The organism is Stenotrophomonas lacuserhaii, from assembly GCF_039674585.1.
GTDB lineage: Bacteria > Pseudomonadota > Gammaproteobacteria > Xanthomonadales > Xanthomonadaceae > Stenotrophomonas > Stenotrophomonas pennii_A.
Genome location: NZ_JBDJNU010000019.1, coordinates 42,869 through 66,125, shown reverse-complemented (window position 1 = coordinate 66,125; position 23,257 = coordinate 42,869). Strand labels below are relative to the sequence as shown.

General features: G+C 67.3%; 20 protein-coding genes. 7 read left to right on the top strand and 13 right to left on the bottom strand.

The window, feature by feature from the left end; genetic code table 11:
- Positions 1-109: 109 nt before the first annotated feature.
- The 3 genes from ABE522_RS09580 to ABE522_RS09570 are packed head-to-tail and all read right to left on the bottom strand — an operon-like array spanning position 110 to position 2,371.
- Positions 110-1,432 (bottom strand): sensor histidine kinase, encoded by a 1,323-nt coding sequence (locus ABE522_RS09580; protein WP_346591496.1) that lies wholly within the window; start codon positions 1,430-1,432, stop codon positions 110-112.
- Positions 1,433-1,442: 10 nt separating this feature from the next.
- Positions 1,443-2,105 carry a response regulator transcription factor gene (locus ABE522_RS09575; protein WP_346591495.1) on the bottom strand — a complete coding sequence of 221 codons (663 nt, stop codon included), beginning with the start codon at positions 2,103-2,105 and terminating at the stop codon, positions 1,443-1,445.
- Positions 2,105-2,371, bottom strand: a complete 267-nt coding sequence (locus tag ABE522_RS09570) for a PepSY domain-containing protein (RefSeq protein ID WP_406846333.1) — start codon at positions 2,369-2,371, stop codon at positions 2,105-2,107. Before ABE522_RS09570 ends, ABE522_RS09575 begins: the two co-directional genes overlap by 1 nt.
- Before the next feature lie 151 nt (positions 2,372-2,522).
- Between ABE522_RS09570 and ABE522_RS09565 the strand changes: the two genes are divergently transcribed.
- Positions 2,523-2,972 carry a PepSY domain-containing protein gene (locus ABE522_RS09565; protein ID WP_101099285.1) on the top strand — a complete coding sequence of 150 codons (450 nt, stop codon included), beginning with the start codon at positions 2,523-2,525 and terminating at the stop codon, positions 2,970-2,972.
- A gap of 104 nt (positions 2,973-3,076) precedes the next feature.
- On the opposite strand, the gene ABE522_RS09560 is transcribed toward ABE522_RS09565, so the two are convergent.
- The 3 genes from ABE522_RS09560 to ABE522_RS09550 all read right to left on the bottom strand — a co-directional run bounded on the left by ABE522_RS09560 (position 3,077) and on the right by ABE522_RS09550 (position 5,538).
- Positions 3,077-3,592, bottom strand: coding sequence for a hypothetical protein (locus ABE522_RS09560; protein ID WP_346591493.1), 516 nt, complete (start codon positions 3,590-3,592; stop codon positions 3,077-3,079).
- A gap of 232 nt (positions 3,593-3,824) precedes the next feature.
- Positions 3,825-5,039 carry an NAD(P)/FAD-dependent oxidoreductase gene (locus tag ABE522_RS09555; RefSeq protein ID WP_346591492.1) on the bottom strand — a complete coding sequence of 405 codons (1,215 nt, stop codon included), beginning with the start codon at positions 5,037-5,039 and terminating at the stop codon, positions 3,825-3,827.
- A gap of 4 nt (positions 5,040-5,043) precedes the next feature.
- Positions 5,044-5,538, bottom strand: a complete 495-nt coding sequence (locus ABE522_RS09550) for a lipocalin family protein (RefSeq protein ID WP_346591491.1) — start codon at positions 5,536-5,538, stop codon at positions 5,044-5,046.
- A 164-nt stretch (positions 5,539-5,702) separates the two neighbouring features.
- On the opposite strand from ABE522_RS09550, the gene ABE522_RS09545 reads away from it, so the two are divergent.
- Complete coding sequence (locus ABE522_RS09545) at positions 5,703-5,951, top strand: hypothetical protein (protein WP_346591490.1); 249 nt, start codon at positions 5,703-5,705, stop codon at positions 5,949-5,951.
- Between the two features lie 121 nt (positions 5,952-6,072).
- The gene (locus ABE522_RS09540) at positions 6,073-8,454 is read left to right on the top strand and encodes a DUF3772 domain-containing protein (protein WP_346591500.1); all 2,382 of its coding nucleotides are present in this window, start codon (positions 6,073-6,075) and stop codon (positions 8,452-8,454) included.
- Between the two features lie 405 nt (positions 8,455-8,859).
- Here ABE522_RS09540 and ABE522_RS09535 read toward each other — a convergent pair whose 3' ends face one another.
- Both ABE522_RS09535 and ABE522_RS09530 read right to left on the bottom strand, forming a co-directional pair.
- Entirely contained in the window at positions 8,860-10,962 is a 2,103-nt protein-coding gene (locus ABE522_RS09535) for a phosphoglycerol transferase I (RefSeq protein WP_346591489.1), read from the bottom strand.
- 259 nt (positions 10,963-11,221) lie between these two features.
- Complete coding sequence (locus ABE522_RS09530) at positions 11,222-12,910, bottom strand: ABC1 kinase family protein (RefSeq protein ID WP_406846330.1); 1,689 nt, start codon at positions 12,908-12,910, stop codon at positions 11,222-11,224.
- Between the two features lie 140 nt (positions 12,911-13,050).
- On the opposite strand from ABE522_RS09530, the gene ABE522_RS09525 reads away from it, so the two are divergent.
- A complete protein-coding gene (locus ABE522_RS09525) occupies positions 13,051-13,992 on the top strand; it encodes a DUF808 domain-containing protein (protein ID WP_346591488.1) in 942 nt (313 codons plus the stop codon).
- 109 nt (positions 13,993-14,101) lie between these two features.
- Here ABE522_RS09525 and ABE522_RS09520 read toward each other — a convergent pair whose 3' ends face one another.
- Entirely contained in the window at positions 14,102-15,640 is a 1,539-nt protein-coding gene (locus ABE522_RS09520) for a GGDEF domain-containing protein (protein ID WP_346591487.1), read from the bottom strand.
- A 112-nt stretch (positions 15,641-15,752) separates the two neighbouring features.
- On the opposite strand from ABE522_RS09520, the gene ABE522_RS09515 reads away from it, so the two are divergent.
- Positions 15,753-16,385 carry a Rossmann-fold NAD(P)-binding domain-containing protein gene (locus ABE522_RS09515; protein ID WP_346591486.1) on the top strand — a complete coding sequence of 211 codons (633 nt, stop codon included), beginning with the start codon at positions 15,753-15,755 and terminating at the stop codon, positions 16,383-16,385.
- A 90-nt stretch (positions 16,386-16,475) separates the two neighbouring features.
- On the opposite strand, the gene ABE522_RS09510 is transcribed toward ABE522_RS09515, so the two are convergent.
- From ABE522_RS09510 to pdhA, 4 genes are read right to left on the bottom strand one after another with little or no spacing between them, the layout of a single operon-like run.
- Positions 16,476-17,870, bottom strand: a complete 1,395-nt coding sequence (locus ABE522_RS09510; RefSeq protein WP_346591485.1) for a dihydrolipoamide acetyltransferase family protein — start codon at positions 17,868-17,870, stop codon at positions 16,476-16,478.
- Entirely contained in the window at positions 17,867-18,220 is a 354-nt protein-coding gene (locus ABE522_RS09505; RefSeq protein ID WP_042615246.1) for an SH3 domain-containing protein, read from the bottom strand. The genes ABE522_RS09510 and ABE522_RS09505 overlap by 4 nt, the downstream gene beginning before the upstream one ends.
- Position 18,221: 1 nt before the next feature.
- On the bottom strand, positions 18,222-19,289 hold the full coding sequence (locus ABE522_RS09500; protein WP_101099354.1) for an alpha-ketoacid dehydrogenase subunit beta: 1,068 nt from the start codon (positions 19,287-19,289) through the stop codon (positions 18,222-18,224).
- Positions 19,282-20,364, bottom strand: a complete 1,083-nt coding sequence (gene pdhA / locus ABE522_RS09495) for a pyruvate dehydrogenase (acetyl-transferring) E1 component subunit alpha (RefSeq protein WP_042615244.1) — start codon at positions 20,362-20,364, stop codon at positions 19,282-19,284. Before pdhA ends, ABE522_RS09500 begins: the two co-directional genes overlap by 8 nt.
- Before the next feature lie 367 nt (positions 20,365-20,731).
- Here pdhA and ABE522_RS09490 point away from each other — a divergent pair, with 367 nt between their 5' ends.
- A complete protein-coding gene (locus ABE522_RS09490; protein ID WP_182656250.1) occupies positions 20,732-21,586 on the top strand; it encodes a tryptophan 2,3-dioxygenase in 855 nt (284 codons plus the stop codon).
- A 165-nt stretch (positions 21,587-21,751) separates the two neighbouring features.
- Positions 21,752-23,251 (top strand): peptide MFS transporter, encoded by a 1,500-nt coding sequence (locus ABE522_RS09485; RefSeq protein ID WP_346591484.1) that lies wholly within the window; start codon positions 21,752-21,754, stop codon positions 23,249-23,251.
- The last annotated feature ends 6 nt before the right edge of the window (positions 23,252-23,257 follow it).

The window sequence follows — 23,257 nt, the reverse complement described above, 5'->3', positions numbered from 1 at the left end:
CTTGTTCTTGAAGCAACAGCGTGACGACCAACGGTCGTCACCCACCAGGCCACCCACCAGGCCACCCACCAGGCCACCCACCAGGCCAGCGGCCGTCACTACCGGCGGGTCAGCCCGCCGGCAGCCAGAGGGTGGCGCGCAGGCCGGGTGAGGCGTTTTCCAGTTTCAGCTCGCCGCCATGACTGGCGGCGATGTCGCCGACGATCGCAAGGCCCAGGCCGCTGCTGCCTTCGCGCTGGTCCAGCCGCACGCCCCGCTGCAGCACGGTCTGCAGCTGCGCTTCCTCAAGCCCCGGACCGTCATCGCGGACGTCGATCCGCAACCGCTGCGCTTCCATCCAGGCACTCACCTGCACCTGCTGCGTCGCCCATTTGCCGGCATTGTCCAGGAGGTTGCCGAGCATTTCTTCCAGGTCGGCGGCATCGCCGGCAAAGCGCAGGGCTGGATCGATGGTATCGCTGCGGAAGTGCACGCCGCGCCCTTCGTGAACGCGGCCCATCAAGCGACACATCGACTGCACCACCGGTGCGACGTCCGCGCGCTGCCGATGGTCCACTGCCAGCCCCGCCGCCAGGTAGCGTTCGATGCTGGCCTGCATATGGCCGCCCTGCGCGCGCACGGTCTGCTGCCAGTCGCCACCCGGGTGTTCTGCTTCAGCTGCCAACACGCTCAGCGGAGTCTTCAGCGCGTGGGCCAGGTCCTGTGCGCTGGTACGCGCCCGCGCCACCATGCGCTGGTGGTGGTCGAGCAGGGCGTTGAGTTCTTCAGCCAGCGGCGCGATCTCCGCGCTCAGGCCGCGGGTGTCGACCCGCCGGGCTTCGCCACGGCGCACACCTTCCACCTGTTGGCCCAGCCGCCGCAGCGGGCGCAGGCCGAAGTGGATCTGGCTGGCCAGCACCGCCAGCCAGACCGCGACCAGCGCCGCCAGGGCCAACGCACTGCGTTGCCGGAACTGCGCCACCTGGGCCTGCAGGTCGCTGCGATCAAGCGCCACGAGAACCTGCAGCGGCGCCTGCGCGCGCGGCAGGCGGACTTCGCGGGCCAGCACGCGCAGCGGCTGCTGCAGCGGACCGGTGATGTCGGCGGCAATGCCCGCGCTGCTGGCAGCCGGCGCGGCCAGGCTTTCATCCCACAGCGAGCGCGATTGCAGCAGCGGCGTGCCGTCGGCCGCGCCGACCTGCCAGTACGCACCGGAGAACACCCGCTGGAAGCGGGCTTCGTTGGGTTCCTGGCGCAGCACCACGCGCCCGTCCGGATTGACTTCGGCCTGGGCCAGCACGGTCAGCAGGTCCTGCTCCAACGCGGCGTCCAGGCTGTCACGCGCGGCGCGTTCGAACAGATGGCCGAGCAGCGCGGTGGCCAGTGCGGTGACCAGCAACAGGCCCACTCCGCCCGCGAGCAGCAGGCGGTTGCGCAGCGAGGCGCGTTTCATCGCACTGCCCTCATGCCGGCGCCGTCAGGCGCCAGCCCTGGCCGCGCACGGTCTGGATCAGGTCGATGTCCAGCTTGCGCCGCACCCGTCCCAGCAGCACGTCAAGCGCGTTGGAATCGGGATCGAAGCCGCTGTCGAACACGTGCTCGCCCAGCCGCTCACGGCTGATCACCGTGTCCACGTGGTGGATGAAATAACCGAGCAGCCGGAATTCCTGCGGACTGAGTGCCAGCTCGCTGCCGTGCAGGCTGAAGCGCCCCGCGTTGACGTCCAGCTGCAACGGTCCGCACTGCAGGCGCGGACTGGCATGGCCGGTGCTGCGGCGTATCAACGCGCGCAGGCGCAGCACCAGTTCGTCAGGCTGGAAGGGCTTGGTCAGGTAGTCGTCGGCACCGGCATCGAATCCGGCCAGTTTGTCGTGCCAGCGCCCGCGTGCGGTCAGCACCAGCACCGGGAAGGTGCGGCCATTGCCGCGCCAGCGTTCGATGATGCTCAGGCCATCCAGGCCCGGCAGGCCGAGGTCCACGATGGCTGCCTGGACGTCTTCGACCTGGCCATGTTCTTCGGCCGCGCGGCCATCGGCGAAGGCATCCACCACGAAGCCGGCCTGCTCCAGCAGGGGCTGCAGGCGTTGGGCCAGGTCGTGGTCATCTTCGGCCAGCAGGATCCGCATCAATCGTCCAGTTCGGTCTTCAGCAGCTTGCCGTTGCGCGCATCATAGTCCAGCTCCACCACCACGCCGTCGGCGCGCAGGATCTCGACTTCGTACACGGCATCGTCCAGTTCCACTTCCAGCAGCGTGCCGGGATGGCGCCGCATGGCATCGCGCACCACCGCTTCCAGCGGTACGTAGCGGCCCTGTTCCACGGCACGCCGTGCGGTCTGCTGGGCATGGTCGTCGCCTGCCGCCACCGGCAGGGTGGGCAGCAGTGCGAGCACGATCACGGCGATGATGTTCAACGGATACATGCGCCTATCAATAGCGCAGTGGACTAACCGTTGGCTAACAGGCTGGGCTAGGTGGCTGTTAGGTGCGCTGGGCAGACTGTGTTGGCCGGACCCGCCGCGGTCCATCTTTCCGGAGAACACCATGAACAAGCTGTCCCTGATTGCCGGCGCCACCGTTGCCGCCCTGCTGGGTACCACCGTGGCCGTCACCGCGCATGCCGCGCCGCTGGGCCTGGCCCAGGTGGAACAGAAGCTGCGCGACGCCGGCTACAGCCGCATCCACGAGATCGAAAAGGATGACGGGCTGTGGGAAGCCGACGTGACCCGCGACGATGGCCGCTTCCGCGAAGTGTACGTGGACCCGAAGACCGGCGAGATCTTCGACGAGTTCGATGGGCGCACCCAGCTCAACATCGACCAGCTGCTGGCCAAGGCGAAAGAGCAGGGTCTGAAGGACATCCATTCGGTGGAGCGCGATGGTGCAACGTGGCAGCTGGAAGCACGCAACGCGCGCAACCAGAAGGTGGACGTGCGCCTGAGCGGGCACGATGGCCGCATCCTGGACAGCGAGCGCGACGGCTGGCTGGATTGATCCACGCGCCATGGACCGCGGACCGGTAGCGCCGAGCCATGCCCGGCGAGCGCAGCGGCGTATCCGGATGCCGCCATGCCGGTCGTTGCGCTACCGGACCCCGCTTACCAGCCGAACGGCGGTGGGCGGTCCCAGTAGCCGGGGCCCGGACCATAACCGCCGCCGAAACCGCCGCCATACGGGCCATCCCAGGGACCGTAGAAACCCGGTCCCTTGCCTTCGCTGACGTGGATGTTGACGTTGACCCCGCGGGTCTTGCCCTCGTCGGTGGTGTAGTTCTTGCTCAGGTTCAGCGTGGCCGCGTTGTAGTGGCTGTTGCCGTAGCCTTCGGAGTAACCGATGCCGGTGCTCACGCTTCCCGAAACGCGCAGCTTGTCATCGGTGACCTCGGCGATGCCGTTATCGCTGCCGGCACGTGCGCGGGGGCCGCTCTTGTCGCCGTAATAGGTGCCCGGGGCATCCTGCTGGAAGCTGGGATCGTTGAGGTAGCGCAGCGGTTCGCTGGGCACGGCCAGGTTCAGGCCGGTGGCTGACTGCGGGCCGGTGGCGCCGGCAGCGCTCTGCGCAAGCACCGCCGAGGGGGCGCAGGCCAGGCACAGCAGGATCAGGGGGCGGATCATGGCACGACGCTCCAGCAACGGACGGGGCAGGGCACGCGGGCCCTCATGGCGACGCTAGCAGCTGCTGGTTGAATGATGCCTGTCGTTGCGCGTCGACGGTAGTGACGGCCGCTGGCCGTCAGGCGGGCGCTATCACCGCTGCGCTCGCCGAGCATGGCTCGGCGCTGCCGGGCATCGTGCCGGGCGGGAATACGTCATCGTGCCGGACGGCAGGACCGGCGTGCGTTGGCGATCAGCGCTCCAGCCGTTCGAAGCCGAACAGCGCCTGCAGCGGATGGCGCCTGCGTTCGATGTTCGCGCGCAGCAGGCCTGCGCCGATCATCGAATAGGTGATGCCGTTGCCCCCGTAGGCCATCGCGAACTGCACCCGCGGTCCCCACTGCGCATGTGGACCGAAGAACGGCAGGCCGTCGGCGGTTTCGGCGAAGGTCCCGGCCCAGGCAAACGCCGGGATCGGGTCCAGCGCCGGGAACCACGCCTTCAGTCCCTTCATCAGCTTCTTCGACTTGCCATCCACGCGGCGGTCGCGGCGTGCCGGCAAATCCACTGCGTCGTCCAGCCCGCCCAGCAGCAGCCGTCCATCGCCGGTGCTGCGCAGGTACAGGTAAGGCCGTGCACTTTCCCACACCATCGTGCTGGCCAATGCGCCAAGTTCATCGGCGTGCAGTGGATCGGTGATCAGCGCATAGCTGCTGCGGTTGCGCGCCACGCGCGCGTCCAGCCACCGCTGGTTGGCGTACCCCTGGGCCAGCACCACGTGCCCGGCGCGTACCTGCATTCCGTCTTCGGTCCGCGCGGTGACGCCGCGCGCGGTGGGCTGCAGTGAATGCAGCACGGTGCGGTCATGCACATGGCCGCCACGCCGCTTCACCCGCTCCAGCAGCCGGTAGGTCAGGCAGTAGGGATCCACCCGGGCGGCCTGGCGGGTCAGCAGCGCCCCATCACCGTCCATCCCCATGCGTTCGCGCAGGGCATCGCGATCCAGCCAGCGTGCGTCCAGTCCGTGCTGGCGGCGTGCGGCGCCTTCGGCCTGCAACACCGGCACGTGGCGGGTCTTGCTGGCCACGTACACGCTGTCCATCTGCTTGAAATCCACCCCACGCAGGCCGGCGGTGACTTCGCGCAGTTGCGGCAGCGCCTGCGCGCAGGCGTCATAGGCCAGCGCGGCATCGTCCTCGCCGTACTGGCGCGCCAGGTCGATCAGATGGGTGTCGATCTCGTACTGCAGCAGGGCCGTGCTTGCCGCCGTGCTGCCCCAGCCGATATCGCGCTGTTCGATCACCGTCACCCCGTGCCCATGCGCGGACAGTTCATCGGCGATCAGTGCACCGGTGATGCCGCCGCCGACCACCAGCACATCGCAGTGCAGGTCGGCCTCAAGCGGAGGGAACGCCTGGATCAGCCCGTTGCGGACGGACCAGTACGGGTACCCGCTTTTAAGATCCATGGGGTCAGGCCGTCGGCTTGCCGGTGTGCGGAGTGTCGATCAGTTTGGACAGATCGAAGCCCTGCTGGCGGGCGCTGGCCAGATAATGGTCGCGAACGGTCTTGTCCAGGTGCGGGGTACGCGATAACAGCCACAGATACTGCCGGTCCGGACTGCCGACCAGCGACACGCTGTAGTCCGGCGCGATCTGGATCACCCAGTAGTCGCCCTTGGTGAACGGCAGCCAGCGCAGGCCCTTGGGCAGGAAGCTGACCGCCAGCCGCGCGCTGTCGTTGTCCACGACGCTCGCCTCACCGATGGCTTCTTCGATCTCGCCGTCCATCCGGCAGCGGTTGTGGACGCGGATATTGCCATCGTCCTGCAGGCTGTAATGGGCCGACACGTCGGTGCAGGCCTCCGGCTCGTGGCGCATGGGCAGCCGGGCGATCTCGTACCAGGTGCCGAGGTAGCGCGGCAGCTTGAGGTCGGGGACGGTTTTGAGGTCGTCGTGGGGGGTCATGTCGGTGTCGTCCCGGAAGCGGTAGGCCACCTTGCCGCGCCTGCCGCCACGGAGAGGTGAAACCGCCTTGCCATGGCGTAGGCGCAACACTGCGTAGCGGCTCCCGGCTTTTCCGGCCCGATCCGCAGGTCCATGCTGAAGAACACGTCCAGGGAGCTGATTCGATGTACCAGGTGATCCTGTTGAAATCCGAAACCGCCTTCTTCCGCACCCGTTGGGAGCAGGCAGAAGCGGTCGTCGAGCACGAAGGCGCGACGTATACCCTGCGTGCCGGCCCCCGCCAGCCGCTGCCTACCGACCACGACTGGGATCCGATCGTGGTGTATGCCCCCGAAGAGATTCCCGAGGAGGATTTCCAGGAGTGGTATGCCGCCCAGCAGCCACAGGTGGAAGAGCTGCGGCTGAAGTACTGATTCGATAGCGACGCGACACGTCGTATAGTCCCGCGCAGGCGCGGTGGTCCGCGCATGCCGGTATCGTGTTTTGTCTCTTTCCACCCTGATCTCCAAGCGCGGTGCCCTCGTCGGCCTGTTGATGCTGCTGTTCCTGGTCGGCACGCCGATACAGGCGCAGGAACCGGCCGAAGCGACCCCCGAAGCCCGGGTCGACCGGGCCGAGGCCACGCTGAAGTCGGCCCGCGCCTCGCTGGACGATGCCGAGACCCCGGATACGCTGGCCACGTTGGCCGAACGCGCGAAAGCCGCCAAGGACGACGCGGCGGCGGCGACGCAGGTGCTGCAGCCCCAGCTGGCGCAGCTGGACGAGCAGCTGGCGCCACTGGGCGAGGTTGCCGAAGGCAGTGCCGAGGCACGCGAGGTCGCGCAGCAGCGCGCCACCCTGACCAAGCGCCGGAATGCCATCGACGGTACCCTCAAGCGGGCCGAACTGGCCGTGGTGAACGCCAACCAGCTGGCGGCGGACATCGAAAAGCTGCGCGCCAGCCAGTTCAGCGAAGAACTCGGCCGCAAGGTGGCGTCTCCGCTTTCACCCGCGCTGTGGCGCCAGGTCGCCGCCACGGCCCCGGCCGATACCACGCGGGTGCTGGCCCTGTACCGGTTGGCCTCCACCGCGCTGGGTGATGCGGTGAAGCGCGAAGGGTGGGGCCTGCCGCTGCTGGGCCTTGGCGCGGCGCTGCTGCTGTTCTTCCCGCTGCGGCTGTGGCTGCGTGCGTTGGGAAGGCGCTATGCCGCCGCCGACAATGCACCGCAGGGACGCCTGCGCCGCACCGGCCTGGCCGTGTGGTTGCTGTGCGTCGGCACGGCACTGCCCGGCCTGGCGGCCTGGGCGCTGGTGGCGGCGATGGACGCGGTGGGGGCGATCCCGCCCCGCCTGCAGACGGTGTCCAATTACTTCCTGGGAGCGACCTGCTTTGCCGCCTTCATCGTCGCCCTGAGCGCTTGCCTGCTGGCCCCCAAGCGCCCGTCGTGGCGCCTGCTGGCACTGGATGACACGGCTGCCCGCAACCTGCGCAAGTACGCATGGAGCGCGGCGGCGGTGAGCTGGGTGAGCATCATGCTGGCCGCGGTGGATCGCGCTGCACGCACCAGTGAGATCAACACGATCGCGTTGGACGGGGTGATCGCGCTGGTCTACCTGTGCCTGATCATGGCGATGCTGGTGACGCTGTCGCGCCTGCACCGGCGGCAGACCGCCGAGGCCGCCGAGCGTGCTGAAGCGCAGGCGGCCGATGCACGCGCGCGTGGCCCGGCCCAGCGTAGTGGGTGGATCGTGCTGACCCGCGTGGCGGGCAACGTGGTGGTGGCCGCGGCGATCATCGCCTCGCTGTTCGGCTATCTCAACTTCGCCAAGTTCGTGACCTCGCAGCTGGTCTGGGGCGGCATCGTGGCGCTGACCACCACCCTGCTGCTGAAGTTCGCCGACGATCTGTGCACCTGGATGCTGCATCCGGACAGCCGCATCGGCCGCACCGTCGTCCTCACCACCGGACTGAGCGCGGCGCAGGTGGAGCAGGCGGGCGTGCTGTTGTCCGCCTTCAGCCGGATCGTGCTGGTACTGCTGGCGCTGCTCATGTTCACCGCCCCGTTCGGCAATGTCGGGTCGGTGCTGGGCAGCATCGACAGCGTGTTCTCCGAAGGGATTCCGCTGGGAGCAGACATCAGGTTGATGCCGAGCCAGATCCTGATGGCCATCGTGGTGCTGCTGGCTGGACTGGCACTCATGCAGGCCCTGCAGCGCTGGCTGGTGGATACCTACCTGCCGAAGACCGAACTGGATGCCGGTGCGCGCAACTCCATCAGCACGGTAGCCCGCTATGTCGGCATCATCCTGGCCGTGTTGTGGTCGCTGGCCACGCTGGGCATCGGCTTCGGGCAGCTGGCGCTGGTGGTCAGCGCGCTGTCGGTGGGCATCGGCTTCGGCCTGCAGGCGATCACCCAGAACTTCGTCTCCGGCCTGATCCTGCTGGCCGAGCGGCCGGTGAAGATCGGTGACTGGGTGAAGATCGGCGACCAGGAAGGCGACATCCGCCGCATCAACGTGCGCTCCACCGAAATAACGGTCGGCGACAAGTCGACCTTGATCGTGCCGAACTCGGAGCTGATCACCAAGACGGTGCGCAACATGACCATGGGCAGCGCGCAGGGCCGGATCCAGATCCAGTTCACCCTGCCGTTGAACGCGGACGTGGCGGCGGTGAAGCAGGTACTGCTGGATGCTTACACGGCGCATTCCAGCGTGCTGTCCGACCCGGCGCCGTCGGTGTTCATCGACTCGATCAGTGGCGGCCAGGTGGCGATCAACAGTTTTGCCTACGTTTCCAGCCCGCGCCAGGTGTACGGCACGCGCAGCGACCTGTTCTTCAGCCTGCTGCAGGAGCTGGCGGCCAAGGGCATCGCGTTGTCCTCGCCGACGGACATCCACCTGGTGCGGGATCCTGACGCTGATCGGGTCGGCTGAGCAGGAGCAACGTCTGCAGCCGGAGGGCTATGTGTAGGCGGGGCGGGGTGGGTCGGCGCTACCGCTTTTTCTTTTTCTTATTACGCGGGTGGCGGCCACCGGAACCTGTCAGGGGGGCGGGGGGGGGGGGGGGGGGGGGGGGGGGGGGGGGGGGGGGGGGGGGGGGGGGGGGGGGCGGGGGGGGGGGGGGGGGGGGGGGGGGGGCGGGGGGGGGGGCGGGGGGGGGGGGGCGGGGGGGGGGGGCGGGGGGGGGGGGGGGGCGGGGGCGTTGAGCGCCATGGATGGCGCGAAACGAGGCCCGCATGGATGCGGTTTTTGCCGTCCCCCGACCAGCCCCACCGCCCGGCCCAGACCAAGGCTGCTGCTTTCAAGCCACCCGCGAGGGGGTCTCACCCGTTCGACCCACTACCCACGCGGACGCCGCGAAGGCACCAGCGCAAACGTATCCACCGCCAGCTTCTCGGCATGGTTCAACCACGCCCGGATCTCCAGGTCATCCACCTCATGGTCCAGGCCGAAGCTCAGGTTGATGCGGCCACTGGCATCGGGCTGCACCCATTGCTGGGCCAGCACCACCTGCCGTTGCGAAGACACCGCTTCGATCCAGAAACCGCGCTGCGGCTGTGTGCTCGCCACCAGTTCCAGCATGTACTGGCCGGCGCGCGTGCGGCGGCCCTTGTCGGTGATCATGTGCGCCTGGCGCACGCTGGGGCGTGGGCCATCGAACGCGTCCAGCGCGGCATCCACCTGCACGCCGCCGCGTAGTTCGTCATCGCGGTACAGCTTGATGCCGTTCTCGCGGTTGACCAGCAGCGCGCACCAGTCGCCATCGGCGGAACCGTCTTCAAAGGCGGTGCAACGGTCCACGTAGGCCAGCGTGCTGTCCTTGTCGGCCTCGTCGAACTGGCGCGAGGTGTTCTCCAGGTAGACCGACTTCAGGGCCCAGTCCTTGTCGTACTCCAGCAGCACCGGCGGCTGCACGTGCTGCACGCCGACCACCACCTGGTTGCCCTCGTCGATGCGCAGCTCGCGGGTGGGTTCGCCCAGCCACAGCGAACGGGCGAACGCCAGGTACTTCGGGTACTCGCGGCCGTTGTCCTTGCGCGCGGCGACGCTGGCGCTGGCCGGACGTTGCGGATCCAGCAGGGAGCGGCCGAAGCCGATGCGCTGGATCGAAGGGTCAAGCAGGCTCAGCAGGGTGGCGCCGCTGTCCAGCGTGGTGGCGTCGTCCACCTGCAGCTGGCGCGGTTCAATGCCGTTGCCCACGAACAGGAGCAGGTTCTCGCGCTGCTGCTTGGCCAGTACGTGGCTGAGGTCGTTGGGCATGGCCAGGTGGTCGGACGACACCACGATCAACGTGTCCTTGCCATACGGGCTGGCCTGGATGCGCGCGACCAGCTGGGAGATCAGGCGGTCGGTGCACTTGAGCGCATTGAGCAGGCCGATGTTGCCGTGCTCGCTCTCATAGCGCTCGTTCCGGCACGACACCGGCAGGTGGCCCGCAGGATGATGGGTGTCCATGGTCAGCGTGGTCAGCATGAACGGTTCTTTGCCACGCGAGAGCTGCTCGAAGCGGCGATACGCGGTGTCCAGCAGCACGTCGTCGTGCACGCCCCAAGCCGAGTAATGGATGCGACCGACCTTCTTCTGCTGCTTGAACCACGCCAGGTCATGCACTTCATCGAAACCGTGGCTGGCCAGGAACTGGCCCTTGCCGGCGAACTGCCCGTTGGCGCCACCCAGGTAATGATTGGTGTAACCCTGCTGCTTCAGGTAATCCCCCAGGCACACGGCCTTGGGCAGGAAGCTGCCCATGCGGTCCATGCTGTTCTCATCGCCTTGGGCGGTGGTCAGCGGCACGCCGCACATCGAGGAAACCAGCCCGGCGATGGTCCAGCCGCTGCCTTCCGGTGAATCCAGCCCGCGCACGTCGAGCGAGCGCGCCGCCAGCTTGTTGAGGTTGGGCATCAGGCCGGGGAAGACCTTCTCATCCAGATAGGTGCGTTCCAGGCTTTCGCCGTAGATCCACACGATGTTGCGCGGACGCTGCAACGGCTGCGTGGGCACCTGGTACTGGGGCGCGATCCCGGCGAAATCGACCGGGCGCAGCTGGTAATACAGGCGCTGGCCATCGGCGAACAGCGGGCTGATGAACACCGCCAGCAGCCATGCGCCTACGAAGCCGACAAACAGGGTGCGGCCGTTGCGCGGGTGCTGCCAGCGCTTGACGCGCACCAGCACCAACGGCAGCAGCGACACCAGCAGCAGGGCGATGTAGCCGGCGATGACGCGCTTGAAATCGGAGACACCCGCGCCTTCCATGTCGGCGCCGAGGTGATACAGCGTGGCCGCGTTCAGGCCATCGCCGGACAACCGGTCGATCAACCACCAGCTGCTCAGTGCAACCAGCAGGACCGAAAGCATCCCGGCCTTCCACCACACCCACCTGCTGGAAAGCAGCAGCAGGCAGGTGAGCACGAACAGCGTAAGCAACAGAATCCAGAGCATGGGCGTATTCGGCAGTGACGGAGGTGGTGATGGACGTCGTACCGACGCGTGTCCATCCGACCGGAACTGCCAACCACATCTGCATGACAGCCCGATGACCGGATCATGCCTGCACGAACCTGACTGAAATGTTTGTTGAAAACGACCGCCGGCGTGATGTCGTCAGCTTTGTGCAGCGGGCGTGAATGCGTAGCGTCGAGCTTGCTCGACAGCACGACCCTGGCGAACACAGCGTGTGTCGAGCAAGCTCGACACTACGTTACCGGTGGCCGCGCTCTTCGCGGGCGCGTGCGCGGCGGTCGAACAGCAGCGCGCTGGTGATGATGCCAAGGCCGAGGAATACGCCGATCAGCATCAGTATCATCGCAATGGCGGGATAACCGAACAGGTGCACGCCGGTGTCCACTTTCATCATCAACGCCGACGCCAGGATCAACGCAGCCGTCACGATGCCTGCGGACACGCGGTTGGCGATCTTCTGCAGGTTCTCCATCAGCCGCGATTCTTCCAGCCCGGTCACCTTCATCTGCAGGCGATTCTCGGCCAGCAACGCGAGGATGTCGGTCACCTTGCGCGGACCCACGCGCAGCAGTTCCTGCACTTCCATCGCTTCGCTGGCCAGGTTGGCCGCCGACAGCGACTTCTTCAACCGCGCGCGCATCACATGCTGCAGCTGCTTTTCCACGATGCGCCGCGTATCCAGCGTCGGCGACAACAGCCGACACACGGTTTCCAGGTTCAACAGCGCCTTGCCGATCAGGCTCAGCTCCGGCGGCGTGCGCAGGCCACTGGCGGTGGCGATGCGCACCATGTCCAGCACCACGCGGCCTTCGGAATAATGGTTGCTGGCGGCGTAGCGCGCGATCATCTGGCCGGTCTCGCGCAGGTAACGCTCTTCTTCGAACGATTCCAGCCGCGTGCTGATGGCGATGATCTCATCGGCCACCTCTTCACCGCGTCCATCGACGGCAGCGAACAACACCTTCAGCAGGCGCTCGCGCAGCCGCGGTGGCATGTGCGCGACCATGCCGAGGTCGAAGATCGCCAGGCGGCCGTCATCGGTCACCCGCAGGTTGCCCGGATGCGGATCGGCATGGATTTCTCCGTGCACGAAGATCTGGTCCAGGTAACCGCGGATCAACGCGGCAGCGAGCGGATCCATCGATTGTTCGGTACGGCGGACGTCCGGGATCATGTCCACGCGCACGCCGTCGGCCAGCTGCATGGTCAGCACGCGGTGGCTGCAGTAATCCCACACCGGCTGCGGCACCCACAAGGGCTTGAACGGACGCAGGTGCCGGCCGAAGCGCTGCAGGTTCTCCGCTTCGGCCTGGTAGTCCAGCTCCTGCATCAGGGTCTTGGCAAACTCGTTGAGCCAGTCGCGCAGGCGCACCCGGCGACCGACCTGGGTCAGGTGGTCGGCGGCCAGCGCGAAGCTGCGCAGCGCTTCCAGGTCCGAACGCAGCTGCGCGGCAACCTCCGGCTTCTGCACTTTCACCGCCACTTCGCGGCCGTCGCGCAGGGTGGCGCGGTGGACCTGGGCGATCGATGCACAGCCCAGCGGTACCGGATCGAAGCTGGCGAACAGCGTGGATACCGATGCGCCCAGTTCCTTTTCAATGATGTCGTGGATGCGTTCGACCGGAATCGGCGCGACGCTTTCCTGCATGCGTTCCAGTGCCGTGGCGAACTCCACCGGGACCATGTCCGGGCGGGTGGACAGCATCTGGCCCAGCTTGACGAAGGTCGGGCCAAGCGCCTCCAGGTCGGTGACGAACTGCTCCGGATTGCCGTCCGGCGGAACGTCCACCGCACCGGCGGCTTCCAGGTTCATTCCGGAGAAAACGCCCGAATTGCGATAGCGCATCAGCAAGCGGAGGATCTGGCTGCGACGGTTCATGCCGGTGATCAGGGGCGGGTTGGCGGGCGCGGCAGACGGGTTGTTCAAGCAGGACTCCGCGACGGTACGGGAGGCCCAGTGTGGCTGCGTCCAGGTGGTGGAGTGGTGAATCCGGAGGCCGTCTTTCGGGATTCACGCCTTTTCGGTCAGAATCCAGCCTCGACCCTCCCTCTCAACATGGATCCTTCATGGCCGGCGCCAGCCTGTTCACCCTGCTCGATGACATCGCCACCCTGCTGGACGATGTGGCGGTCCTGACCAAGGTCGCGGCAAAGAAGACCGCCGGCGTGCTGGGCGATGACCTGGCGCTCAACGCGCAGCAGGTCACCGGCATGAGCGCCAACCGCGAACTGCCGGTGATCTGGGCGGTGGCCAAGGGGTCGCTGGTCAACAAGGTCATCCTGGTGCCGGCCGCGCTGGCGATCAGTGCGCTGGAGGCCTGGCTGAAGTCGCGCGGCTACAACGTGCCGCTGATCGTGCCGCTGATGATGCTGGGGGGTGCCTTCCTTTGCTACGAAGGCGTGGAGAAGCTGGCCCATCGCTTCCTGCATCCGGCCGAAGAAGATGAGGCCAAGCAGGCGGAGCGGCGCCAGGCGCTGGCCGATGAGCAGGTGGACATGGTCGCCTTCGAGAAGGACAAGATCAAAGGCGCGATCCGCACCGATTTCATCCTGTCGGCCGAGGTGATCGTGCTGACCTTGGGCGTGGTGGTCACCTCCGGCGCGGCGTTCACCCAGCAGCTGCTGACCCTGAGCGTGGTGGCCGTGGCGATGACCGTGTTCGTCTACGGGCTGGTGGCCGGCATCGTCAAGATCGACGACGCCGGGCTGTACCTGGCCAGGAAGGGCGGCGCGGTAGCGGCCTTCGGGCGCGGCATGGTCGCCAGTGCGCCATGGCTGATGAAGTTCCTGTCGATCGCCGGCACTGCCGCGATGTTCCTGGTCGGTGGCGGCATCCTGGTGCACAACGTGCCGGCGCTGCACCACTGGGTGCTGGAGCATGGTGGTGAAGGGCAGTGGGCGTGGCTGGTCAACGCGCTGGCGAACGTGGGCGTGGGCGTGGTGATCGGTGCGCTGGTGCTGGGCGCGGTGATGCTGGGGCAGAAGCTGCGCGGCAAGCCGGCGCACTGACGGGTAGTGACGGCCGCTGGCCGTCACGCTTCTGAAAATCAAAGGCTGTGACGACCAACGGTCGTCACCCACAACGGTCGTCACCCACCGAAAGCGGCTTCAGTTCCCTTCAGCCGGCCTGCACCCGGTTGCGGCCCAGCCGCTTGGCCGCGTACAACGCTTCGTCGGCCCGCCGCAGTAGCGACTCCGCGGTATCGCCGGCGCCCCACTGCGCCAAACCGGCACTGAAATGCACCGGAACCCGCTGGTCCTGCACGTTCAACACGCGCTGGGCGAATGAACGCTGCAGGCGCTGCAGGGTCGACATGCTGTCCGCACCGGGGGTATCCGGCATGACCAGCACGAACTCGTCGCCACCGAGCCGCGCCACGCTGTCGCTGGCACGCAGCAGCAGCTGGGAGACGCTGACGAAATGCTTGAGCACGGCGTCGCCGCCGGCGTGGCCGAACTGCGAGTTGGTCTGGCTGAACTCGTCCAGATCGATCACCGCGACCGCCAGCGCACGGCCGGCCCGGCCGGAACGTGCCAGTTCGGACTGCAGCAGCTCGTCCAGTCCGCGGCGGTTGAGCGCGCCGGTCAGCGGGTCGGTACGGACCAGGTCGGTCACCTCGCGCAGGTCCCGTTCCAGCTGGGCGATACGCTGTTCGGCCACTTCCACTTCCAGCCGTGCGTTGGCCAGGTGGTCGCGTGCCTGCGCAGCCTGCTGCTGCACCCGGCCAGTGTCCTGCAGCACGCCCTGCAGCAGCTGGTTGAGGTCGGCGATGCTGCGTGCTTCGCGCAGCGCCAGGGCGTAGCTGCTGATGCGGTCGTGGTACTCGCCGGTGCTGTTGGCCATGCCGTCCAGCTGCTGCACGAAGTCGCCCATCAGCCCGCGCATGGCGGCCTTGGATTCGCTGATGCCCTGCTTGAGCAGGCCCTGCTTGTAGATCACCTGGCGCAGTTCACTGCGGGTACGTTCCACCGCCGCGGTGTCCAGCGGACCGGACAACAGCTGGCGCACCGCATCGATCTGGCCGTGCAGCCAGGCACCGTCATCAAGCAGTTCGCTGATGTTTTCCAGCAGCAGGTCGAACAGGCCCAGCAGCAGCGCGTCGCGCTCCTGCCAGGCCTCGCTGCGCACGCCGATCTGGTGGCCCAGTTCGCGCTGGCCCTGTTCCAGCGCGTCCAGCGGCTGGCCGGGCCGCCATTGCTTCCAGGCGGCGGCCTGCGCCACGGCCTGCTCGCGAAGCTGCGGATCGTGCTGCAGCAGGCCGGCCACGGTGGTGCCCAGCACCTGGTGCAGCTGTTGGCGCAGGCGATCGCCGTCGGGCGGCGCATCCGGGGCATGCAGTTCGATGGTGCGGATGTATTTGTCGATCAGCTGGCGCATCGCGCGGCCGTAGCGCGGCCAGTCCGCATCGGCCTGCGCCGACTGCAGGCGGTCGCCCATGTCGCCGAGCTCGCCGGGCAGGGTCGCCATGCCATCGGCGAAGGCCGCCAGCAGGGATTCCGGGTGTGCGGCGTGCGCGAAAAGCTGCTGCAGGCTGAGTCCGTTGCCACCGCGGGTCACCGCGCGCGGACCGTCGCCGCCCGCGCTGGCCGCACGGACCAGCGCCAGCGGTCCAGGCTGGGCGCCGGGGGCGGGGCGGGAGTCACGGCGGTCCGTCATGCAGGAGTGTCCGGGGGAGGCAAAGGCTGGTGACAGCATATCGGCGCGGCCGTCGTTGGCTTTATACCCGTCCAGCGTTCACGATGGGGAAAATCAGCCAGGGGAGAAGGCGATGCGGGTAATGCTGCTGGGCGCGACCGGACTCGTGGGGAGCCAGGCACTGGCGTTGTTGCTGGACGATCCGCGCTGCACGGCGCTGGTTGCGCCGAGCCGGCGGCCGCTGCAGGCGACCGCGTCCAAGCTGGACAACCCGGTGCTGGATTTCGAGCACCTGCCCGGCACCGCGCCGTGGTGGGCAGTGGATGCGGTGATCTGCGCGCTGGGCAGCACGATGGCCCAGGCCGGCAGCCGCGAGGCCTTCAAGCGCATCGACCATGACTACCCGTTGACCTTCGCCGGGCAGGCCCTTGCGCATGGTGCCGGCACCTTCGTGCTGAACTCCGCGGCGGGTGCGGATGCGGGATCGCGGATCTTCTACAACCGGGTCAAGGGCGCGCTGGAACAGGAGTTGCGCGGGCTGGGATTCGATTCATTGACGCTGGTACGGCCGGGCCTGATCGGCGGCCAGCGTGTGCACAAACGTACCGGTGAACACCTGGCGCTGCAGGTGCTGGGCGTGCTGGGTCCGCTGCTGCCGCGCGGCTGGCGGATCAATCCGGCGGAGAACATCGCGGCTGCGCTGGTGGATGCCGCCTTGGCACCGCGGCCCGGGGAACACGTGGTCAGCGCGGCTGAGCTGGCCTGAGCACGCGTGGGTGACGACCGTTGGTCGTCACCGTGTCGGCCGGGTTGTGACGACCAACGGTCGTCACCCACAACGGCCGTCACTACCGCCTCAGTTGGCCAGGGCCAGGTCGTCCATCATCGCGCGCAGGAAGCGGGCGGCTTCGCCGCCGGTGGCCACGCGGTGGTCGAAGGTGACCGACAGCGGGATCACCTTGTGCGATTCCACGCCGCCCATTACCGGGGTCATCTGGTAGCGGGCACGGCCGGCACCGACGATGGCCACGCACGGCGGCACCACCACGGGGGTGGCGTAACGGCCGGCGAACATGCCGAAGTTGGACAGCGAGATCGTGTAGCCGCTCAGTTCCGAGGCGGCGATCGAACGGGCTTCCACCTGCTCACGCAGGCGGTTGACGCCTTCGCGGATACCGCGTGCATCAAGCATGTCGGCGTTGCGCAGGGCCGGCACGAACAGGCCTTCCTCGGTGTCCACCGCGATGCCCACGTCCACGTGCGCGTGCAGGGTGCGGGTCAGCGCTTCGCCGTCGAACCAGGCGTTCATCGCCGGGACCTTCTGGCAGGCCACCACGATCGCGCGCACCAGGCGGGCGGTGACATCGTTGCCCGGCAGCCAGGCATGCAGATCGGCATCGTCGTTCAGCGTGGTCGGCACGACCTTGCTGTGCGCATCGGCCATCACCCGCGCCATGTTGCGACGCACGCCCTTCAGCTGCTCCGGCTGGCCCTTGGCGGACACGCCCGGCGGCTGGGTGCGCATCGGCTTGCCGGCGGCCGACATCGGCGCGCGCGGGCTTTCCACGCGTGCCGGCGTCGGTGCGGACACCTGCGCGGCCTGCGGTGCCGCCGCTGCAGTCGGCGTAGCGCCGACCTTGGCAGTGCCATCGGCAGCAGCCTGTTTGACGTCGGCCATGGTCACCGCGCCATCGGTTCCGCTGGCGCGCACGCGCGACAGGTCCACGCCCAGCTTGCGCGCCATCGCACGCACCGCCGGCACGGCCTTGACGCCGCCCACGGCGACCGCCTGTTCGGCGTGCACGGCGTTGGAGCTCTGCATCGCGCCGACCACGGTGCCAGCGTCATCGCGCTCGCCGGCGTCCTTGATCTCGCCACCTTCATCGGAGGCCACCACGGCATCGGCCTGCGCCGGCGCCGGCTGGCCGGTGCTCGGCGTCGCCGCCGGTGCGGCGTGGCCGTGGCTGTGGCCGGTGTCCTGGCCGTCCGCGCGCTGCGGCAGGTTCGGGTCCAGTTCGAAACTGGCCAGCACCGCGCCGGTCGGGATGATGTCGCCGGCCGCGCCGGACAGCTTCAGTATCCTGCCGGACACCGGCGAAGGCACTTCCACCACCGCCTTGGCGGTCTCCATCGACACCAGCGGCTCATCCAGGCGGATGGTGTCGCCTTCCTTGACGAACCATTCCACGATGGTGGCGTCCGGCAGGCCTTCGCCCAGGTCGGGCAGGTTGAAATTCTTGGTCTGGCTCATGTGCAGTTCTCTTCCAGCAGTTCCAGTTCGTGGGCCGGCAGCCAGCCCGTCGCGCCGTTCGCGCGCTCGGACCACCACCAGCCCCCATGTTCATGATGCAGCCGTACCATCTCGCCGTTTTCCACGTCCAGCTCGCGGGCGTCGTAGTCACGCAGGGCTTCTGCGTGGCCATCGTCCAGCAGCTGCAGCCAGGCGACCGGCGCCCAGCCTGCGCCGCCTTCGCGGGTGCGTACCCAGGCGAATGCCGGCCATTCCTCGTCGCGCACACCGACCTCGACGATCTGGCCGGTGCGCAACCGGAGCGGGTTGGGGTACTGGCTGCGGTACGGGCCGAGTAGACGGGCCCGCATGTCAGCCTGCCGCAACGGCGCGCTTGGCCGCCGCCACGATCCGCTCCACGCTGGGCAGGTACTTCATTTCCAGGCGGAACAACGGAATGTGGGTGTCATAGCCGGTGACCCGCTCGACTGGTGCCAGCAGGTCGTACAGCGATTCCTCGGCCAGCCGCGCGGCGATTTCCGCGCCGAAGCCCGCGGTCTTCGGGGCCTCCTGCACGATCACGCAGCGGCCGGTCTTGGCCACCGATTCGGCGATGGTGGCGAAGTCCAGCGGGCGCAGCGTGGCCACGTCGATGACTTCGGCGCTGATGCCTTCGCCGGCCAGCTTGTCGGCTGCTTCCAGTGCTTCCTTCACCTGTGCGCCCCAGGTCACCAGGGTCACGTCGGTGCCGTCGCGCAGCACGAAGCAGACGTCCAGTGGCAGCGCTTCGCCATCGTTGGCCACCACTTCCTTGTACTGGCGGTAGATGCGCTTGGGCTCCATGTAGATGACCGGATCCGGTTCGCGGATCGCCGCCAGCAGCAGGCCGTAGGCGCGCTGCGGCGAGGACGGCAGCACCACGCGCAGGCCGGGCACGTTGGTGAAGATCGATTCGTTGGCTTCGCTGTGGTGTTCCGGGGCCCGGATGCCACCGCCCCACGGCACGCGCAGCACCATCGGGCAGTGCAGGCGGCCACGGGTACGGGTACGCAGGCGCGCGGCATGGCAGATGATGTGGTCGACCATCGGATACATGAAGCCGTCGAACTGGGCTTCTGCGATCGGCTTCATGCCCTGCGCGGCCAGGCCGATGGTCAGGCCGGCGATGGTGGTTTCATCCAGCGGAGTATCGAGGATGCGGTTGGCGCCGAAGCGCTGCTGCAGGCCGGCGGTGGCGCGGAATACGCCACCGTTGACGCCCACGTCCTCGCCCAGCACCAGCACCGATTTGTCGTGCTCAAGTTCCCAGGCCAGCGCCTGGGTGATGGCTTCGATCAGGGTGATGGGGGTGCTGGTCATGACCGTGTCTCCACCGGCGACAGCGGCGCTGTCGGCGGCATTGGTGCGGGAAGCAGGAACGCCGTGCTTGATGTCATCCATGACGCTGCTCCAGGGCAATGGCGGCAGCGCGCTGGGCCAGCAGGTCCGGTGGCGGATCGGCATACAGGAAATCAAACATCGCTTCGACCGGCTGCACCGGGGTGTTGAGGTACTGGTTCACGTCCTCGTCCACGCGCGCGCCGCACTGCTCGATCCAGGCCTTTTCTTCGGCTTCGCTCCACACGCCCTGGTCGGTCAGGTACTTGCGCAGGCGCAGCATCGGCTCCAGCAGCCAGGCATCCTTCACTTCGGCGTCGTCGCGGTAGCGGCGCGCGTCGTCGGCGGTGGTGTGGTCGGACAGGCGGTAGGTCATCAGTTCGAGCACCGTGCCGCCGTTGCCGGACAGGCCGCGCTCGCGCGCCTGTTCCATCGCCGCCAGCACTGCGATCAGGTCGTTGCCGTCCACCTGCAGGCAATGCAGGCCACCGGCCAGGCCCTTCTGTGCCAGCGTTTCGGCACCGGTCTGGGCCGAACGGGGCACGGAAATGGCCCAGCCGTTGTTGACGATGCACAGGATCAGCGGCAGCTTGTAGGCGCCGGCCGAATTCAGTGCCGCGTAGAAGTCGGTCTTGGAACTGCCACCGTCACCGCACACCGCCACGGCGATCTGCTTCTCCTCGTTGAGCTTGAACTTCAGCGCCGCACCGGCCGCGTGCAGGCACTGGGTGGAAATCGGCACGCAGAACGGGAAGTCCTTGGCCGCATTGCCGCCGTAGTCGTTGCCGCGCTCGTCGCCGCCCCAGTACATCAGCACGTCGTACGGGCGCACGCCGCGCATGAACATGGCGCCGTATTCACGGTAGCTCGGCGCGAACACATCGCCGGGATGCATGGCGGCACCGATGCCGACATGCGCGGCTTCGTGGCCCAGGCAGGCGGCATAGGTGCCGAGCTTGCCGGTGCGCTGCAGGGCGATGGACTTGCTGTCGAAGACGCGCACGTAGAGCATCTGCTTGAACAACGGGACCAGCACCTTGGGATCCCGCAGCGAAGCGGGCAGGTCATCGCGGACGAGCTTGCCGTCTGCGTTGAGGTACTGGAGGTATTCGATCTTGAACTCAGCGGCAACTGTCATTGCGGACTGCACCTTCGACAGGAAGTTACAAATGATATGAATCGCCATGTTAAGGACGGCGTATGAAAAAGCTGTCCTGCGGCGCAGCAAGGGTTTCCCGGCGGGGCCCCCTGCCGGCGGGTAGGCGGCCCGTGACAGCAACGTATTCAGGCATTGCTGCAGAGCACCAGAATACGCCCGCGAGGGCGGGGATGGGACCCTCCGGAAGCGGTTCCACGCGCCGGGAGGCGGGTTTGTGCGTTCCACGAGGTCCTGTGACGACCAACGGTCGTCACCCACCGAAGCCGGCGGCCCGACGGTGCCCAGCACGAGGGCGGCGATCCGCGGTCGGCCTGCTACGCTTTCTCTTTTCAGCCGGTCCCGCCCCATGTCCGTCGACAACAACCAACGCGATCTCGAAGCCGGCATCCTGACCGACCTGCAGGACCGGCTGACCTATGGCGGCTACCTGCGGCTGGACCAGCTGCTCGCCGCGCAGCAGCCGCTTTCCAGCCCGCCGCACCACGACGAGATGCTGTTCATCATCCAGCACCAGACCTCCGAGCTGTGGCTGAAGCTGCTGGCGCACGAGCTGGGCGCGGCGATCGGCTTCCTGCAGCGTGACCAGGTATGGCAGTGCCAGAAGGTGCTGGCGCGCAGCAAGCTGGTGCTGCGCCAGCTGACCGAGCAATGGTCGGTGCTGGAAACGTTGACCCCGTCCGAGTACATGGGTTTCCGCGATGTGCTGGGCCCTTCCTCGGGCTTCCAGTCGCTGCAGTACCGCTACATCGAGTTCCTGCTGGGCAACAAGAACGCGCAGATGCTCAAGGTGTTCGAGCACGACGAAGCGGGCCAGCAGCGGCTGCGCCAGGCACTCGAGGCGCCGAGCCTGTACGAGGAATTCCTTCAGTACCTGTCGCGCTTCGGCCACGACATCCCGGCGCAGTACCTGGACCGCGACTGGTCGCAGCCGCACGTGGCCGACGATGCCCTGCACCCGGTGTTCGAACGCATCTACCAGAACACCGACCGCTACTGGCGCGAGTACGCGCTGTGCGAGGATCTGGTCGACCTGGAGACGGCCTTCCAGCTGTGGCGGTTCCGCCACATGCGCACCGTGATGCGGGTGATCGGCTTCAAGCGCGGCACCGGCGGCTCGTCCGGGGTGGGCTTCCTGGCCAAGGCGCTGGAGCTGACCTTCTTCCCCGAACTGTTCCAGGTGCGGACCACGCTGGAAGGTTGAGCGGTCGGCATCCCCATTCAGATTGTTGCAGATGCAAGTTCCGCGACCGGGCGGCCACCTGCTTCGATCGGTGTGTATTTGACGTGAACGCCAGAAGTCGGTGATCCTCGCGCGTTAGCCCGGCACAGCGGACGTGCCTGTCATCCACCGAACCAGGAATCCCGCATGAGCCTGAACGCCACTGCGACTACCCCCGAACCGGCCGTGCCGGAATTCAAGACCACACTGGGCCATCCGCGCCCGCTGTGGATGTTGTTCATGACCGAGTTCTGGGAACGTTTTGCGTTCTACGGCATCCGCTGGGCACTGGTGCTGTACATCGTGTCGCAGTTCTTCAACGGCGATGCGGGCGGTGAAGCCGCGGCCAGCCGCACCTACGGCGCCTACCTGGCGCTGGTCTACGCAGCGGCCATCTTCGGCGGCTACATCGCCGACCGCGTGCTGGGCTACCAGCGCTCGATCCTCACCGGCGCGGTGATCATGGCGGCGGGCCTGTTCATGATCTCCCTGCCGAACCACCAGGTGTTCGAACTGGGCTTGGCCACGATCATCGTGGGCAACGGCCTGTTCAAGCCGAACATCTCGACCATGGTCGGCAAGCTGTACGGCCTGAACGATCCGCGCCGCGACTCCGGTTTCACCATCTTCTACATGGGCATCAACATCGGCGCGATGATCGCCCCGGTGCTGACCGAATACCTCGCACGCAAGGTGTTCGGCACCAGCGCCATGCCGTCCTACAAGGTGGTGTTCATCGCCTCCGGCGTCGGCATGCTGATCAGCCTGGTGTGGTTCTACATCGGCCGCAAGGGCCTGAACGGCATCGGTGCACCGCCGGCCGGCGCCGAAGGCTATGGCCGCATCGTGATGGTCGCGGTGGGTTCGCTGGTGGCCATTCCGGTGGCGTTCTTCCTGCTGTCCACCGGCGCCACCGCGTTGGCCTGGATCCTGCTGGTGCTGTTCATCGCGCTGGCCGTCCTGCTGCTGGTGGAAGGCATCCGCAACGGCAAGGTCGCGCGCGACCGCGTGATCGCCATGCTGATCATCTTCGCCTTCAACGTGATGTTCTGGATGTTCTTCGAACAGGCCGGCAGCTCGTTCACCTTCCTCGCCGACAACATCGTCAACCGCAATCTCGGCGGCTGGGAATTCCCGACCGCCTGGTTCCAGTCGGTGAACTCGGTGGCCATCATCACCCTGGCCCCGATCATCGCGTGGATCTGGGTGGCGATGGGCCGTGCCAACCCGTCCATCCCGCGCAAGTTCGGCCTGGGCCTGCTGTTCAACGGCGCGGCCTTCGCCCTGCTGATGTTCGCGTTGTCGCAGCTGGTCGTGGACGGCAAGATCCCGTTCTGGACGCTGTTCATGGTCTACGTGATCCAGTCCATCGGTGAGCTGTGCCTGTCGCCGATCGGCCTGTCGATGGTCACCAAGCTGGCCCCGGTGCGCCTGGTCGGCTTCGGCATGGGCGGCTGGTTCCTGTCCACCGGCATCGGCAACAACCTGTCCGGCATCTTCGCCGGCGTGGTCAGCGGTGAAGGCGGCATGACCGTGGAATCGGCGCTGAAAGGGTATACCTTCGGCTTCTGGGCGTTGATCGGTTCGGGTGTGATCCTGTTCCTGCTGGCGCCGCTGATCAACAAGCTGATGCACGGCGTCAAGTAAGAGGAA